A 16,124-nucleotide genomic window follows, 5' to 3' on the forward strand; every position below is an offset into this window, starting at 1 on the left:
TATAGCAGGGTCTGCGGCGACACGCCCCGAACACACATTCGATGACCGATCGGTCTTGCTGTCGGCGTGTCCGGCGGCCCTGCGCCGCACTCGATTTCCTTTGGCCGTCAAGGGTGTTGGTGCGGGAAGGTGGGGGCGAAAGCGGGGGTTAGGTCGTCGAGCCAGCGGGCGGTGGCGCTGTAGTTCGCGAAGAATGGTGTGCCGACCAAGGATTCGTTGCGGGCTTGGAGGAAGCGGAGGGCGAAGACTCGGTGGTCGGCGATGGTGGTGATGCCGTCGATGACTACCTTGCCGGGGGTGGCCGACATTACGGGGCCTCGGACGGTGCGGGCCAGGCCGGGGACGGCGCGGTAGGCGGCGGTGAAGAGGGCGGTAGAGGCGGCGAGGGGGACGGCGAAGTGGTCGCGGGGGCCGGTGTCGCGTTCTACGAACATGTAGTACGGGATCATTCCGAGGCTTACTTCCTTCTGCCACAAGGTGATCCAGTCGTCCGCCGTGTCGTTGACGGTGCGGACTACCGGTGACTGGCACCGGATCATCGCACCGATGCTCTGCAGGCGCTGGATTGCGGTTCGGACGATCTCGGTGTCCAACTCCCGGGCGTGGGAGACGTGGGCCATGATGGCCAGGTGGCGGCCGGAGGCGGTGATTCGGGCCAGCAGGGCCAGCAGGTCGTCGGCGTCGGGATCGGTGACGAATCGGTACGGCCAGAATGCGAGTGCCTTGGTGCCGATGCGGATGGTGGTCAACTGTTCCAGTTCCGGGGTCAGTAGCGGTTCCAGGTGCCGCGCCAGGACCTGGGCGCTCATGATCATCGGATCGCCGCCGGTCACCAGCACGTCGCTGGCCTCGGGATGCCGTTTCAGATAGCGCACCAGCGTTTCCGGTCCGGCCGCGGCCATGTGCAGTTCCGGGTCGCCGACGAACTGCGCCCAGCGAAAGCAGTACGCGCAGTAGGCATGACAGGTCTGGCCGTTGCGCGGGAAGTAGAGGACGGTGCTGCGGTACTTGTGCTGCAGTCCCTCGAAGGTCTCGCCGTCGACCTCGGGCAGATTGAGGGTGCGCTGGCCCTCCGGATGCGGATTCATCGATTTGCGAATCCGGGTGGCGGCGTGGCGGATATCGGCGGCGGGCGCGTCGGTGGCGAGCAGCGACACCAGTTCGACACGGTCGGCGTCGGCCAGCATGCCCGGATTCGGCATCGTCAGGCGGAAGATCGGATCGTCGGGCGCGCGGTCCCAGTCGATGAGTTCGTCCAGCACATACCGGTTCGTCCGGAACGGCAGCACCGCCGCCACCGCCGCCAATTCCCGTGTCCGCGCGGCATCGAGCCCGGCCCGCGCGGCCAGCCGCGGCAGTTCCCGGGCGCCGAGCGCGCGAAATCCATACCCCGTGGTGCCCAGCGACATCCGATGCCTCCAGCCACTTGCCCGACGGATGTCGAGCGACCGAGGTCCGATCTTATCGATCCGCGGTTGCCCCGTCTTCGCGGACATGCTCCAGGATCAACGGAATGGAATCCAACCGGCGAAAGGTACCGCCCGGTGCGTCATGGAAGAGTTCGGCCAGCATCGCGTCCAGGCGTTGCACCAGCTCGGCTTCGACCACGCACGACACGGCATGCTCGCCGCCGCCGTCGATCCGCACCGTGATCGAACTCGGATCGGCCCCCTCCAGGAAACGATCCACCTTCGAACTATGAACGAACCGGACATCGTCCAGCACAATCGTTCTCACCAACCGCTGGAGCTCAGCACCGCGACCGTCGGACACCGTGATACCGATCAAATGCTCCAGCGGCGAGGAACGACGCCAGACCGCGTGAAAGCGATCATTGACGAACTTGCCGAGTGGGGAATATCGCGACACCTCGAGCTGACGCGAATCGCCGGAGAGCTCGCCGAGGGTATAGAACGAGATCAGGCACCTGTCGTCGGACCTGTACATCGTCACGTCGGGGCCCGAATGATACAGCCGCACTTGAAATTCCGCGCGCAGCCCGCGCCCGCTGTGCCCTTGATCGGGTTCGCCGATCTCCCGCTGCAATTCACGCAGCGTGTGCAGATTGCGGGCGAGCTGTCGTTGCAGATCCTTCGAAGCGCCCAACTCCAGATCACGCTGCTCGGCCGCCAGGGTCGAGGGGTTGATGAGCAGGACGTGCACCGACACCCCGCGCGCCACCGCCGCCCGAACGATCCGCCCGAAGCGCTCGGAATACGGCTCGAGCAGCATGTTCGAGAAGGTGTCGACGATCCGGATCGCATCGGTGCTGCGGTCCGCGCGGTCGAGGAAGCGCCCGTAGTCGAGCTCGCGGTGCTCACGCACCCGGGACTCCCCCACCCGCTGGATGATCGGGGTCAGCAGGAAGATCGTGAAGACTGCGCCGATGAGATCGGCCGCCGTGTTCAGCTCGAAGTTGCGCCAGTAGTCCGGCAGTCCGCCGGCGAGCATGGACAGCGTCAGGATGGTCGCCACCCCGACACCCAGACCCGCGATCCACCGCGGTTCCGGCCACCGCCATCGTCGATTCCGCTTCCGACGCTGTGAAATTCCCCCGCCTGCCACGACTTCAGGGTATGGGCACCGGCCGCGAGCTTCAATTCCGCGCGGGGGTCGCGGTTCTCGCTCCGGAGATCCAGGCAAGATGGTGGCGGTCGGGTCGCTCGGTGCACGGGAGGGTTCAATGCTGGAAGTGGCGCGGTTGGTGCGCAGGTTCGGAGAGAAGGTGGCGGTGGACGAGGTGTCGTTCACGGTGCCGGAAGGGGAATTGAGCGGGTTCGTCGGCGGGAACGGCGCGGGAAAGACCACCACCATGCGAATGATTATGGGGGTCTTGGGGATTCACGGCGGGGAGGTGCGGTGGGCCGGGCGCGCGGTGACGGCCGGGGACCGGCGGAAGTTCGGGTACATGCCCGAGGAGCGGGGGCTCTACCCGAAGCAGCCGATCGTCGATCAGCTCGTATACCTGGCGCGATTGCGTGGGATGAGTGCTGCGGCGGCCGTTTCGCGGGCCGACGGGCTGTTGGAGCGGTTCGAATTGAGTGGGCGGCGCAAGGACAAGCTGGAGTCGCTGTCGCTGGGCAATCAGCAGCGGGTGCAGATCGCGGCCGCCGTGATCGCGGAGCCGGTGGCGTTGGTGCTCGACGAGCCGTTCTCCGGATTGGATCCGGTGGCCGTAGATTCCATGGCGGAGCTGTTGAAAGAATATGCCGCGCAGGGTGTCCCGATTCTGTTCTCCTCGCATCAGCTGGATCTGGTGGAGCGGCTGTGTGACCGGCTCATCATTCTGGCCGACGGGCGGGTCGTGGCGCAGGGATCTGCGGCGGAGCTGACCGAGTCCGGGCCCGCGAGGTATCGGCTGGTGCTGGGCGCGGACGCGCAGTGGCTGCGGGCGCTCGCCGGAGTCGAGGTGATCGAAATCGACGGCGCGACAGCGATTGTCGAGTTGCCGGATACGACGACGGACAAGGTGCTGACCGAAGCGCTGAGCCGCGGATCCGTGCGGGAACTGGCCGAAGTACGGCCGTCCGTGTCCGACATCTACCGGGAGGCGGTGGCATGAGCCACGACACCATCGACGAGGCCGCACCCCGGGGCGTGTGGCGGCTGGTCGCACAGCGCGAAATCGCGGTGAAACTGCGCGACCGCAACTTCCTGATCTCCACGGCGATCACCATCATCGCGATCGTCGCGTCACTGGGGATCAGCGGATTTATCAGCAGCCGAACCGAAACCATCGATATCGCGGTCACCGGACCGGGCGCGAGCGCGGTGGTCGAGCTGGCCGGGCAGCTGGCCCACCACTCCAACGCCAAGGTCGATTTCGTGGCGCACGAGGTCGCCGATCCGGCCGCCGTCGAGGCGAAAGTCCGGGCGGGCGACGCCGATGCGGGCCTGGTGCCCGACCTACCCGGTGGCTGGCGACTACTCGGCAAGACCGCCAAGAACGACAAGGCCGACACCTACCTCTCGGCCGCCGCCGGGCAGCTCGCCATCCAGCAGAACACCGCGGCCGCAGGCATTTCCACGCAGCAACTCGCCCGCGGCGGCACCGTCACCTCGGCGTTGCTCGAACCGAACGCCATCGACCCCGGCCTGGCAAAAGCCGCCGGTTTCGTGTTCGCGTTCCTGTTCTACCTGTCGTCGATCCTGTTCGGCCTGTCCATCGCCCAGAGCGTGGTCGAGGAGAAACAGAACCGCATCGTCGAAATCCTGGCCAGCGCGATCCCGTTGCGCCAGTTGCTGATCGGCAAGGTGATCGGCAATACCGTGATGGCACTCGGCCAGCTCATCCTGTTCGTCAGCGCGGGCCTGATCGGCCTGGCCGCCACCGGCAAGGGCGATCAGATATCCCAGATCGGCGGCGCCGCAGGCTGGTTCGTGGTCTTCTTCCTCGTCGGCTTCCTAGCCCTGGCCAGCCTCTGGGCCGTCGCCGGAGCCCTGGCCACCCGCACCGAGGACCTGCAAGCCACCTCCACCCCCTTGACCATGCTGGTGATGATCGTGCTCTTCGCCGGAATCTTCCTCTCCGGCACCGCACAAACCATCGCTTCCTTCGTCCCGCTGGCGTCGGTCGTCGCCATGCCCGCCCGCCTGGCCGCCGGTACCGCCGCCTGGTGGCAACCGGTGATCGCCCTGCTGATCATGGCCTGCGCCGCCTACGCCATCGTCCTGATCGCGGAGAAGATCTACCGCCGCTCCCTCATGCAAACCCAGGGGCGGCTGACCCTGCGGCAAGCCCTGGCGCTGGAGGACTGACTCGGCCGCCTAAGGCCGGCAGAGGCCATCGATGGTGTGATTCGGGAGGATCGCGGCCAGCCGGGCCGCGATCGTCGCGGACGTCTGGGCACAGATCCGTGTCACCGCGTGATCGGGATTCAGATCCCAGATGCGGACGGTGCCGTTGTCACCGGCACCGAGGAGGAAGCCGCCGCGCGGATGGAAGGCGACGTGCCACACCATAGGTCCCGCAGGGGTCAGCGACTGTCCTTGCCGGACAAGATGCTTGGGATCCGAGGCGTCCCACAGCTGCACGGTGCCGTCCGCGCCGCCCACCGCGAGCGTGGCACCGGTCGGCGCGAAATCGAGCGACTGAACGGCATTGCCCGTGACCGTCTGTGGATCGCCCAGCGGGACAACATGGCTCGGGTCCGCGACCGACCACAGCCGGACCGCCCCTGCTCCCCAGCCGGCGGCCACCACACGATCATCGGCACTGACTGCGAGGCCATTGCCCCCGCCGGTCCAATCCGTCGCGGTGATGCTGTCCGGCCGCAAGGCCAGCGTGTCCTTCTCCTGCCAGACATGCAGTTTGTCGGTCAACGCGACAACCAGATGCCCGTCATGGCTCGTGGCCATGGTGAGAGCGGCTGCCGCGTTCGGTGATCCGAAGCTGAACAACCCGCTGCCACGGTTCACCGGATTCCAGGGATCGGTGAAATCCCAGATGTCGAACCGCGGGAATGGTGTCGGATAGATCGCCTCGAGCATTCGACGGTCAGCTGCGAAACCGATGCTCACCGCGCCGGGAAAGGTCTTCACCGTTCGCTGACGATCGGGTTGGGAGACGTCGAGCAATGTCTCCTGTCCTTGCAGCACGGTCGCGGCGAACTGCCCGTCCGCACTCATGGTGGGCGACACCCTGATAGACACGTTCGGAAGCCGGTAGTCGGGTTTCGGGATGGATCCGACGATCCGCGCCGCCGCGGGATCGTGGATATCCCAGATGCGTGCGTCGGCCCCGGGCGCCCCGGTGATCATCCGCTCGCCATTGGCACTGATCGCCGAGGTCAGTACGCCAACCTGTCCGGCTTGTCCGGCGAGGACGCCACCGGGTAATGCCCAGTGCGCGACAGCCCCCGTATCGAACCCGATCGCGACGTTGCGGCCGTCCTCCGAGAAAGCCGCATTGGTCACCATGGGAGCGCAACGAACCTGGGGATTCGGGCATTCGGCGGTGGTGCCGGTGAGTGGAGAACCCAGCGGAGTTGGTTGCGCCGGATCGGCCAGGTTCCACAGCTCGCTACCCAGGGTCGAAATCGTCAGCAGGACACGACCGTCCGAGCTGTGCGCAAATCCTCGGAGAGCGTACGCGGTGGTTACCGGGAAGGGCGGAGCGATAGCGACTGGCTGCGTCGGATCATCGATCCGGAAAAACTGGACGGTGCTCTTGCCAACATTCGCCCCTTCGCCCTGACCCCTGACGTCACCGATCGCCAGTACGGGTTCGGTTTCGGAGACCTCGATGAGTGGCACGTCCCCGCCGGTGAAGATCGTCGATCCGTGGGCGGTACCCGCGGTTCGATCGATGCTCCAGACCGACGTCGTCACCGCCTGACCAAAAACGTTCTGCTTCGTATACGCCGTGGCGAGCAGCATGCCATTGCTGCTGAAGTTGAGGGCGGCGATAGTCCCGCCCACCGGGAACACGATCGGCTGCTGAGTATCCGGTGCGGCGAGGTCGAATACCGAGACATCGCCGTCCTCTCGGGCCACCGCCAGGCTGTGCTGATCGCGGGAGAGCGCGGCCAGCGTGATCGGGACTCCGACGTCGACCGCCCGCACGAGCCGGGGATTGGCGGGATCCGAGAGGTCACGGATCCGCACGATGTGATCGACAGCGGTCGTGACCAGCAATGATCCAACCGTGTAAAACGTGCGGATCCCACCGGCGTTGTCGGCGATGGCCGGACCCGCCGACACTGCCGCCCCGGATCCCCGGACCCGCCACAGCCTGATCATCCCGTCATTGCTCCCGACCACCAGTGTTCCGTCGGGGAGATAGGACACGCCCGCCACCGAACCGCCGCCGTTGTCGAAGGTCTTTGCCACGGGCGAAGTTTGGCTCGCGACCAAACGGGATCGGATACCCGCGTCATCGGGCCTCAGATGATTCGCCAGCACGGTGAGTTCGGCCGCGAGCGTCGGGTCGGAGGTCTGCCATCGATCGATTTCGCTCGTCACCGTGTCGAAGTAGTCGGCCGCACGCCGTCGATTCGTCTCACCGATCCGTACCAGCACCACCGAGACGAGCACGAGCAGCACCACGAGCGCACACGCGGTGGCGGCCTCCGCTGCCCGCCGGCGTTGCCGCGCCCGGATCGACGCCGCCAGGAAAGCGCCACTGCGCCCACTGATTTCGGGATCGCTGCCGCGCGCACGCAGCAGGCGCTCGCCACGGTAGAGCAGGGCCGAGCTACGGCCGGCGGATTCCCATTCGGCGGCATCGGCCTCGGTCCGCTGGCGGACCACCAGGCTCTGCCGGTCGTCGTCGATCCAGCCGCGCAAGCGCGGCCAGGCGTCCAGCACGACCTCGTGCACGAGAGTGACCGCGCCGTCGTCGAGAGTGACCAGGCGGGCGCGGGCCAGCGTCTCGAGTGCCGCCGCGGCCTCGACGGGATCCGTTGCGCGCGCGAGCAGGTCGCTCCTGGTCACGCGACGCCGCATGTCGCGGGTGCCGTCGCCGACGGTCACCATGGCGATCAGCAGGTGCCGGGCCGCGACCCTGCCTTCGGGCTCGAGCTCCTGCCACGCCTGGTCCGCGGTGTGGGCGATCGACGAGGCGACACGGCCCGCCGCGACGTAGGCGGCCATGGTGAGCTTGCTGCCGCTGCGCCGTTCCCACATCACCTGCATCACATGCGATACCAGCGGCAAGGCGCCCGCGGCGTCAGCACCCGAGAGGTGGACGAGGTCCGCCAGAATCAAGTCGACCAGACCGGTTTCCAGTTTCAGGCCCGATACCCGGGCCGGGCCGCTGATGGCCTCGCGCAGTTCGGACTCGAGCAACGGCCCGAGGATGACACTGCGTTGCGCGACAACGGTTTCCGCGTCATCGGTCACCTGCTGGTTCGCCAGCGCCTCCGCCAGCACCGGGTACTCCAGACAGCGTGCGAAGAAGTCGGCCCGCACGCCGACGATCACAACGATGCCCGCCGCCGCGCAGTTACTCAATCGATCGAGGTAATCGCGACGCTCGTCCTCGGAATCCGTTGTCGTGAAGAGCTCTTCGAATTGGTCGACGATTTCCACCCGGCGCTCGCCGGGCGCGGGCGGGGTCAGCGCCCGCGCGTCGCCGCCACCGGGCGTGGATCGGACCACCGTCCACACCGCGTCGAGTTTCGGGATCAGCCCGGCTGCCAACAGGGACGATTTGCCCGAACCCGATGCTCCGACAAGGACACCGACACCCCCACCACCCGCGCCGATGGCCTCCACCAACGCGATCAGGTCCACGACCGCTCGATCGCGGCCGAAGAATCGGTCGGCGTCCTCGGAGCGATACGACCGCAGGCCGCGGTACGGACAGACCGGTTCCGGTGTCCACGCCTTGGCCTCCGACCAGAGCTGGTACCAGTATTTTCGCCCTAGCTGCTCCGCTGGAAGCGGTGCGTCGGAGGTGGCCGAGCGGGCGATCAATACGCCGAGAACCGGCCACACCGAATCGAATTCGCCGGGGAGGTTGTTCCCGCTCTTCCACGCGGCGAACTTCTGGAACCGAAGCTCCTTGGCGTTCGGGCCGCGCGCGGGGCCCATCAGCCGGTTGGCGGCGGCGACCACGCTGGTCTGCGGTGGCCGGCCGGCGGATTCCCATAGTTCCGTGAGCCGCCGCGCGAACATCTCACGCGGCGATACGGGCTCCGCCGGCTCGGCCATGTTGTCTCCCCCACTGGATACTCAATGGTCGGTATCTCCTGCACCGCAGACTGTTTCGATACCGCGTTACAGTATGAACGGGGCGGGGGACGGGAGGCGCCGAAGTCAGTAGGTGCAGTGCCACCCCGTAATGCCCGCGCCGCTCCCCGCTGCCGACAACGCCTCGTTCTCCGCTATGGACAGGGTCGCTCCGGTGCCGTAGCCGATGTAGTTCGTGCCCTCGGCGATCGCACCGCAGCCGTTGTACCAGCTGATCTTGTATACACAATCGGTGTAGCCACAGGCATTCTTCGCACCGGTGATCGCGGCGCTCAGCGATGCCGCTTCCCACGACCACCCGAACCGGTGCCCGCTCGGCGAGTACGCGATCGCACCCCAATAGGTCGTGGAGGCATGTGCCGCCGGGGCGGTCGCGACCGATACCCCACCGATACCCACGGTGGCGATCGCCAGCACGGTAGCAAGACTGCAAGCCAGCTTCTTCATGATCATCTTCTTCGAAAGGTGCGGATACTCCGCAGCATTGATCGAGACCCGGAAACCGATCCCCCCAGACCTCATCCGACGCTTCAATTCTCGATCCGACCACCCGCCGGCCACCATTTCGCGATGATCAGAATTCAGCATTTACACAGTTCAGAGGCATAACTAGAGGTTCCGGACCGGAACCGGACCCCCGGAAACCGCTTTGCGACCGAATGCCCGGCCGACAATGCGACCATTAAGTAATGCGTCGATCGAGATCGATTACGTACTTTGCCTTTTCACTGATCTCACTGTCGATCGCGGTACTGCCGACCGCGATTCCACCCCGCGCCGAAGCCGCCGACGACATCGTCCGCGACTACACCGATGCGGACGGAACGATGGAATACCACATCCATCTGCCGCCCGGGGACCCCGCGGGCAAGCCGATGATCGTCTGGCTGCACGGATGCGGGCGGGGGCCGGGACTCTCCGAGCAGGAGACCCGGGATCCGAACGACGACTGGGTCGTCAACCGCGTCGCCGACGAATTCGGCGCGGTTCTCGTCCGCCCGATCCGACGCTACGGGCCCGACACCCTCTGCTGGGACTGGCTGAGTCCGGCCAATCAGCAACGGGGCCACGGTGACCCGGCCCGGCTGGCGAATCTCACCACCGCCATCGTCGCGGAGTTCGGATTGGACCGGTCGCGCGTCTATATGAGCGGTTACTCGGCGGGCGGCGCAATGGCAACCGTCATGGGTGCCACCTATCCCGATCTGTATGCCGCGATCGCACCGATGGCCGGCGCGCCCTTCCGGATCGATCCGACCACGGCGTTCGAGTCACTCACCGGCACTGTGATTCCCGGCTCCGGCCAGCCCATCCACGACGCGATGGGGGCGCGGGCGCGGCCACTGCCCACGTTCTTTCTGCAGGCGCCCGGCGATCAGCTCAGCCTGTACTCGGTCGGGCGCGCCGATCTCGAACAGTGGCTCAGCGCCGACAATATCGCCTACCGCGGCAGTGACGACGGAACGGTGCCGCGGCTACCGGCGTCGAACGAAACCGTCGGGCCCGGGCCCGGGTTCATGGTGGCGGCCGGTGACGAGCACTACTCGACCCATGGGTGCGAGATCGCGGAGTTCGTCTCCCCCACCGAACTCGAACATTTTCAAACCCTGGGCCTGCTCAGCTCCGATGACGGTATCGGCTATGTCCGGATGATGATCGGGTTCCTGCTCGCGCACAGCCTGGACAGCTGCCGTTGATGTCGGCTACTGGTCCTGGTCCGGCTCCGCGTCGGGCGGTTCGCCGCCGCCTCGGATGGTCCAGAGGAGGCCGTCGAGTTCGTCGGGTTTGATGAGGACGTCTCGGGCCTTGGAGCCTTCCGACGGGCCTACTACGCCTCGGGTTTCCATCAGGTCCATGAGGCGGCCGGCCTTGGCGAAGCCGACGCGGAGTTTGCGTTGCAGCATGGAGGTGGAACCGAATTGGGAGGTGACTACCAATTCGATGGCTTGGACGAGGAGGTCGAGGTCGTCGCCGATATCGGGGTCGACGTCCTTCTTCTCGCCGGCCTTGGCGGCGGTGACGCCCTCCTGGTAGTCGGGGGTGGCCTGGGTTTTGGCGAAGTCGACTACGGCGGAGATTTCCGCGTCGTCGATAAAGGCACCCTGTAGACGGGTCGGTTTGCTTGCGCCCATGGGGAGGAACAGGCCGTCGCCCATGCCGATCAGCTTCTCCGCGCCCGGCTGGTCGAGGATGACTCGGGAGTCGGTGAGCGACGAGGTCGCGAACGCCAGGCGGGACGGGACGTTGGTCTTGATCAGACCGGTCACCACGTCCACCGACGGGCGCTGGGTCGCCAGCACCAGGTGGATGCCTGCGGCACGGGCCTTCTGGGTGATGCGGACGATCGCGTCCTCGACGTCACGGGGGGCCGTCATCATCAGGTCGGCCAGCTCGTCCACGATCGCCAGGATGTACGGGTAAGGGCGGTACACCCTTTCGCTGCCCAGCGGCGCGGTGATCTGACCGGACTTCACCTTCCGGTTGAAGTCGTCGATGTGGCGGACCTTGTTGACCTGCATGTCCTGATAGCGCTGCTCCATCTCCTCCACCAGCCAGGCCAGCGCGGCGGCGGCCTTCTTGGGCTGGGTGATGATGGGCGTGATCAGATGCGGAATGCCCTCGTAGGGCGTCAGTTCCACCATCTTCGGGTCGATGAGGATCATGCGCACCTCCTCGGGGGTGGCGCGGCACAGCAGCGAGACCAGCATCGAGTTGACGAAGCTGGACTTACCCGAACCGGTGGAACCGGCCACCAGCAAGTGCGGCATCTTCGCGAGATTCGCGGACACGAACTCGCCCTCGATGTTCTTGCCGAGACCGATCACCAGCGGATGGTGATCGCTGCGCGTGCTCGCGGCCTTCAAAACATCGGCCAGGCGCACCAATTCGCGATCGGCGTTCGGCACCTCGATACCGACCGCCGACTTGCCCGGAATCGGGGCCAGCAGGCGGACGTTCTCCGTCGCCACCGCGTAGGCGATATTGCGGGCCAGCGCGGTGATCTTCTCGACCTTCACGCCCGGACCCAGCTCCACCTCGTAGCGGGTGACCGTCGGGCCGCGCACGAAACCGGTGACCGCAGCATCGATCTTGAACTGCACCAGCACCTCGGTGATGGCCTCGATCATGGATTCGTTCGCCGCACTGCGCTGCTTGGGCGGATCGCCGTCGGTGAGCAGGTTCAGCGACGGCAGTTGGTAATCGCCGTCCACCTCGCGGTCGGTGACGAACTCCAGTTGCTGCGGCTCCGGCGGCGGCGGGGTCTGGTCGACGACCTTCGGAAGGGGCTTGCGCGGCTTGACCTTCTCGGCGGGCCGGGGCTTCTCCTCCGCCGCGACGATGTCCTTGGCGTCCTGCAGCGGCGGCTCGCCGATGATCTCGGTGACGGCGTCGGAGCCGGAGAACTCGTCGGCCGGATAGTTCTCCGACGGGGATTTGCTGCGGCGCTTGCGCACTTCGGGGCGATGGCGCGGAAAACCGTCCGCGTCATAGTCGTCCGGGTCGTAGAGGCCGTGTTCCTCGGAGTAGTCCTCGTATTCGTCGCCGCCCGCGCCCGTGCCGAAGATCTCGCGCATGCGGGCGGGCACGTCACGCACCTGGGTGCCGGTCAGCAGCAGCACGCCGAAACCGATGGCCAGCATGAGCAGTGGGACCGCCAGGAACGCGCTCAGGCCGTCCTTCAGGGGTCCGCCCACCACGTAACCGACGAAACCGGCGGCATGTTCGCGGCCGTGCTCATCGGCCGGGGAACCCGCCGCCATATGCCACAGGCCCAGGATCGGCAGACCTGCCAGCAGCCCGCCCAGCACCAGGCGTGGCCGGATCTCCGGCTGCGGCTCGGTCCGCATGAGGATGACCGCGATCCCGACCGCCACGAACGGCAGTGCCGCCGAAGCGGATCCGGCCACCCAGCGCACCGCGGTATCCACCCAGTGCCCGACCGGGCCACCCGCCGAGAGCCAGACGGCCGCCGCGATCACGAACGAGAAGGCGACCAGGGCCAGCGCGATGCCGTCGCGCCGATGCCCGTGCTCGATATCCCCCGCCCGGCTCACGGCCCGCGTGGTGGCCCCCAGCCCCCGCGCGGTCGCCGTCCAGGCCCTGGTCGCGCCCCGCCGAACCACCGCCAGCGGAGCGGTATTCGAGGCGCGCCGCGGTGCGGGCCGCCGCGCCGGAGCCTTCCGCGCCGCCCGCTTCGCGGGTTGGCGTGGAGTGCGAGCCCGGGACTGTGCAGGAGTCTGACCCCGCGTAGCCCCCGCTCGCGTACGTGACGTTCCGGTGCGGGCCTTACCTGCCATGCGTCCCAGGCTAGCCGCTCAGGCCCCACCCGGACCATCCGCAACACCCGGCCCACCCATATCAGACATGTGGCGCTCACTACCCGAAACCAGCGGTTCACCGGGGCGGGAAGGGCGGTTCAACCCCGCTGCCGCCGTGCGGAATCGCGGGTCAGCGGGTGGCGGGGAGGTGGGTTTCGGCGGTCCAGGCCGTCAAGGCGGCATCGAAGTCGGGGATTTGGGTGGAGGCGGTGCGGTAGCACTCGGCGGCGTCGATATTGCGGCCCAGGCGGCGCAGGGCCGTGTAGCGGATGAGGAGGTTGTGGGTGTGGACGGCGCCGGTACCCGCCGAAATGCGGGTGGCTTCGGCGCGCTCGGCGTGCTCGGCGGCCCGGGCGAAGCCGCCGGCGGCCAGGTGGGCGCGGGCGGCGCGGGCGTGGACGACGGATTCGTAACGGGTGTTGCCGAATCGACGGGCCACCGACAGGGCGGCGTCGAACAGGCGGGTGCCGCGCTCGGAGTCGCCCTCTCCGCTGAGCACCCAGGCGGCCTCGGTCAGGCCGTACACCACATTGCGGCGCACCCCGGCGTCACTGTCGGCCACCACGGCGCGGGCGGCGGCGGCCAGCGAATCGCGATTGCGCCCGGCCGCCGAATAGGCCCGCGACAGCAGCGAATACGCGAACCGGACACACTCGGGGCTGCTGCCGCGGCGATACATGGTGAGCGCGGTGGCGAGATACGTTGTCGCACCGGCCGGATCACCGTCGTACAGCGCGAGCAGACCCGCCATCGCGTTGGTGGCGCCCGACGCCCAGGTATCGGAATCCGGATCGTCGGCGGCCAGCAGCAACTGCACGTGCTCGGCCGCGCGCCGCGGGTCCTCCATCTCCCCCAGCAACGCGAAAACCAGCGCGATCCGGACCCGGCGCACCGCACCGGAATCGCCGTCCGCCTCCAGCGCGCGGATCAGATCCTCCAGGGTCCTGGTCAGATCGATGGTGGCGTCACAGGCCAATCCGGTCTCCGCGACCGTCAACGCGAGATCCGCCGCCACGACCCGGTGCCGGACCGTGCCCGTGATGGCCAGCCGGTAGAGGGCATTGAGATTGCGCCGCTCGATGGTGAGGAATTCCCGTGTCGAATCCAGATCCGTCAGGCGCGCGCCCGGATGACCGGTCGACGCCAGCCGCAGTCGCAGACCCGGATGCCGCACGCGCAGCACCGTTTTCATGGTGGCCAGGTAATAGTCGAGCAGGCGGGCGGTGACATCCGCCTCCGCATCGGTGCGCACGGAGAGGTGATGCCCGAACAGCCGCATCAGGTCGTGGTAGTGATAGCGGCCGCGGCCGACCGATTCCAGCATGCCGCGATCGACCAGTTCCTCGCACAGGTCCTCGGCGACCGGTTCGATGGTGTCGAGCACGGCGGCGGTGGCGGCCAACGGCAGATCCGGCAGATCCGCGACCGCGAGCAGCCGGAAGGCACGCGCGGCCTCCATCGGCAACTGGTCGTAGCCGGCGCGGAAGGCGGCCGTCAGGGCCAGGTCTCCGGTGCGGAAGCGGTCCAGGTCGTGGCGTTCGGCGGCCAGGCGTTCGGCCTCGGAGACGATGGTCCAGCGCGGGCGGGCCGCTACCCGGGCGGCCACGATCCGCACCGCCATGGGCAGCAGACCGCACAGTTCGACAATGCGGCGCACCGCGTCCGGCTCCGCCGACACCCGCGCACCGCCGACGATGCGGGCGAAGAGCTCCACGCCCTCCTCGGGTTCGAGCACCCGCAACGCGGACACCCGCACCCCGGGCAGCGCGGTCAGCGGGCGGCGGGCCGTCACCAGCACGGCGCACCCGGACTCCCCCGGCAGCAGCGGCGTGACCTGCGCGGCATCACCGGCATTGTCGAGCACCACCAGCATGCGGCGGCCACTGATCGCGGAGCGGAACAGGGCGGCCCGCTCGGCCACCCCGACCGGAATCTCCTTCTGCGCCACTCCCAATGCGCGCAGGAACGCGCCCAGCACATGCTCCGGATCGGCGGGCGCGGCACCCGCGCCACACAGGTCCACATACAGCTGCCCGTCCGGATAGCGGCTCCGAATCCGGTGCGCCACATGCAAAGCCAGCGCGGTCTTGCCGACACCACCCATACCGGAGATCGCCACCGGTGCGGGCGCGGCACCGCCGAGCACCGCACACAACTCCTGCGCCAGGTCACCGCGACCGGTGAAATCGGCTGTGTCGGGCGGCAATTGGGCCGGGCGCGGCGCGACCATGGTGATCGGCGCGGTCGCCGACTCCGGGACGGGCAGCTCGTCGGACAGGATCTGGCGGTGCAGTTCGGCGAGCATCGGGCCGGGCTCGATGCCCTGTTCGGACACCAGCAGTCGCCGGATGCGCTGGTATTCGTCGAGCGCCTCGGTGCGACGGCCCGCCCGGTAGAGGGCGGTCATCATGAGTCCGCGCAGCCGTTCGCTGTGCGGGTCGCCGGTGATCAGCGCCTCCAATTCGGCCATGGCGTGCGAGAAGTCGCCGCGCTGCACGGTGATCTCGAGCAGGTCCTCCTCGAGCACCCGGTGCAGGCGTCGCAGTCGTGCGCGTTCGGCCGCCGCCCACGGGCCGGGCACACCGGTCAGCGGATCACCGCGCCAGGCGCGCAAGGCGGTGCGCAACGCCGAGTCGGCGGTCTCCAGGCAGCCGCCCGCGCGGGCCTCGCTCACCTCGGCACGCAATCGTTCGATGCAGTCGACATCCAGTTCCAGCGCGCCGTCGAGGCGATAGCCGCGGGCCTCCGAGGACAGCAGCACCGCGCCCTGCGTGGCGAGGTGCTTGCGCAGTGCCCAGGCGTAATTGCGCAGCGCGCCCACCGCCGAGGACGGCCGGTCGGCACCCCAGATACCGTCGACGAGCTCCTCGACCGAAACCGTGCGACCCCGCGCGCACGCCAGCATCACCAGGGCGGCCTGCTGTTTGGGTGGCATGGGCGGTATCGGCACCCCGTCGGCCGCCAACTCGACCGGTCCGAGAACCGCCAGTTGCCAAGACATTGCCTACCACCTTCATCACACCCGGAACGCTTGCTGATTACGCAAGTTACCGCTCGTCGCGTGATCGTTTCATGACCGGTACGTACCACGCCACTCCGGCCGGGACGACG

At 67.7% G+C, this 16,124-nt stretch carries 9 protein-coding genes; 3 read left to right on the forward strand and 6 right to left on the reverse strand.

What is annotated here, in order from left to right; genetic code table 11:
- Positions 1-107: 107 nt before the first annotated feature.
- On the reverse strand, positions 108-1,409 hold the full coding sequence (locus ACFXHA_RS13025) for a KamA family radical SAM protein (protein WP_379356068.1): 1,302 nt from the start codon (positions 1,407-1,409) through the stop codon (positions 108-110).
- Positions 1,410-1,461: 52 nt separating this feature from the next.
- Complete coding sequence (locus ACFXHA_RS13030) at positions 1,462-2,475, reverse strand: hypothetical protein (protein ID WP_379356070.1); 1,014 nt, start codon at positions 2,473-2,475, stop codon at positions 1,462-1,464.
- 208 nt (positions 2,476-2,683) lie between these two features.
- Here ACFXHA_RS13030 and ACFXHA_RS13035 point away from each other — a divergent pair, with 208 nt between their 5' ends.
- Together ACFXHA_RS13035 and ACFXHA_RS13040 are read left to right on the forward strand one after the other, a co-directional pair.
- Positions 2,684-3,562, forward strand: a complete 879-nt coding sequence (locus ACFXHA_RS13035; protein WP_379356072.1) for an ABC transporter ATP-binding protein — start codon at positions 2,684-2,686, stop codon at positions 3,560-3,562.
- The gene (locus ACFXHA_RS13040; protein ID WP_379356074.1) at positions 3,559-4,758 is read left to right on the forward strand and encodes an ABC transporter permease; all 1,200 of its coding nucleotides are present in this window, start codon (positions 3,559-3,561) and stop codon (positions 4,756-4,758) included. The genes ACFXHA_RS13035 and ACFXHA_RS13040 overlap by 4 nt, the downstream gene beginning before the upstream one ends.
- 9 nt (positions 4,759-4,767) lie before the next feature.
- On the opposite strand, the gene ACFXHA_RS13045 is transcribed toward ACFXHA_RS13040, so the two are convergent.
- Both ACFXHA_RS13045 and ACFXHA_RS13050 read right to left on the reverse strand, forming a co-directional pair.
- Positions 4,768-8,655, reverse strand: coding sequence for a WD40 repeat domain-containing protein (locus ACFXHA_RS13045; RefSeq protein WP_379356076.1), 3,888 nt, complete (start codon positions 8,653-8,655; stop codon positions 4,768-4,770).
- A 105-nt stretch (positions 8,656-8,760) separates the two neighbouring features.
- A complete protein-coding gene (locus ACFXHA_RS13050) occupies positions 8,761-9,141 on the reverse strand; it encodes a DUF4189 domain-containing protein (protein ID WP_379356078.1) in 381 nt (126 codons plus the stop codon).
- A gap of 242 nt (positions 9,142-9,383) precedes the next feature.
- On the opposite strand from ACFXHA_RS13050, the gene ACFXHA_RS13055 reads away from it, so the two are divergent.
- Positions 9,384-10,391, forward strand: a complete 1,008-nt coding sequence (locus ACFXHA_RS13055; protein ID WP_379356080.1) for an alpha/beta hydrolase family esterase — start codon at positions 9,384-9,386, stop codon at positions 10,389-10,391.
- Positions 10,392-10,397: 6 nt separating this feature from the next.
- On the opposite strand, the gene ACFXHA_RS13060 is transcribed toward ACFXHA_RS13055, so the two are convergent.
- Together ACFXHA_RS13060 and ACFXHA_RS13065 are read right to left on the reverse strand one after the other, a co-directional pair.
- Positions 10,398-12,992: a DNA translocase FtsK gene (locus tag ACFXHA_RS13060; protein ID WP_379356082.1), complete on the reverse strand. Its 2,595-nt coding sequence runs from the start codon at positions 12,990-12,992 to the stop codon at positions 10,398-10,400.
- Positions 12,993-13,143: 151 nt separating this feature from the next.
- Positions 13,144-16,014 carry a BTAD domain-containing putative transcriptional regulator gene (locus ACFXHA_RS13065; protein ID WP_379356084.1) on the reverse strand — a complete coding sequence of 957 codons (2,871 nt, stop codon included), beginning with the start codon at positions 16,012-16,014 and terminating at the stop codon, positions 13,144-13,146.
- Positions 16,015-16,124: the final 110 nt, after the last annotated feature.

Origin of the sequence: Nocardia sp. NPDC059240, assembly GCF_042753865.1 — a bacterium.
Classification (GTDB): domain Bacteria; phylum Actinomycetota; class Actinomycetes; order Mycobacteriales; family Mycobacteriaceae; genus Nocardia.

Excerpts from the sequence above, each read along its gene's own strand:
- ACFXHA_RS13040 (WP_379356074.1), top strand. The coding sequence starts at position 3,559 with ATGAGCCACGACACCATCGACGAGGCCGCACCCCGGGGCGTGTGGCGG.
- ACFXHA_RS13055 (WP_379356080.1), top strand. The coding sequence starts at position 9,384 with ATGCGTCGATCGAGATCGATTACGTACTTTGCCTTTTCACTGATCTCA.
- ACFXHA_RS13060 (WP_379356082.1), bottom strand. The coding sequence starts at position 12,992 with ATGGCAGGTAAGGCCCGCACCGGAACGTCACGTACGCGAGCGGGGGCT.
- ACFXHA_RS13045 (WP_379356076.1), bottom strand. The coding sequence starts at position 8,655 with ATGGCCGAGCCGGCGGAGCCCGTATCGCCGCGTGAGATGTTCGCGCGG.
- ACFXHA_RS13050 (WP_379356078.1), bottom strand. The coding sequence starts at position 9,141 with ATGAAGAAGCTGGCTTGCAGTCTTGCTACCGTGCTGGCGATCGCCACC.
- ACFXHA_RS13025 (WP_379356068.1), bottom strand. The coding sequence starts at position 1,409 with ATGTCGCTGGGCACCACGGGGTATGGATTTCGCGCGCTCGGCGCCCGG.
- ACFXHA_RS13035 (WP_379356072.1), top strand. The coding sequence starts at position 2,684 with ATGCTGGAAGTGGCGCGGTTGGTGCGCAGGTTCGGAGAGAAGGTGGCG.
- ACFXHA_RS13065 (WP_379356084.1), bottom strand. The coding sequence starts at position 16,014 with ATGTCTTGGCAACTGGCGGTTCTCGGACCGGTCGAGTTGGCGGCCGAC.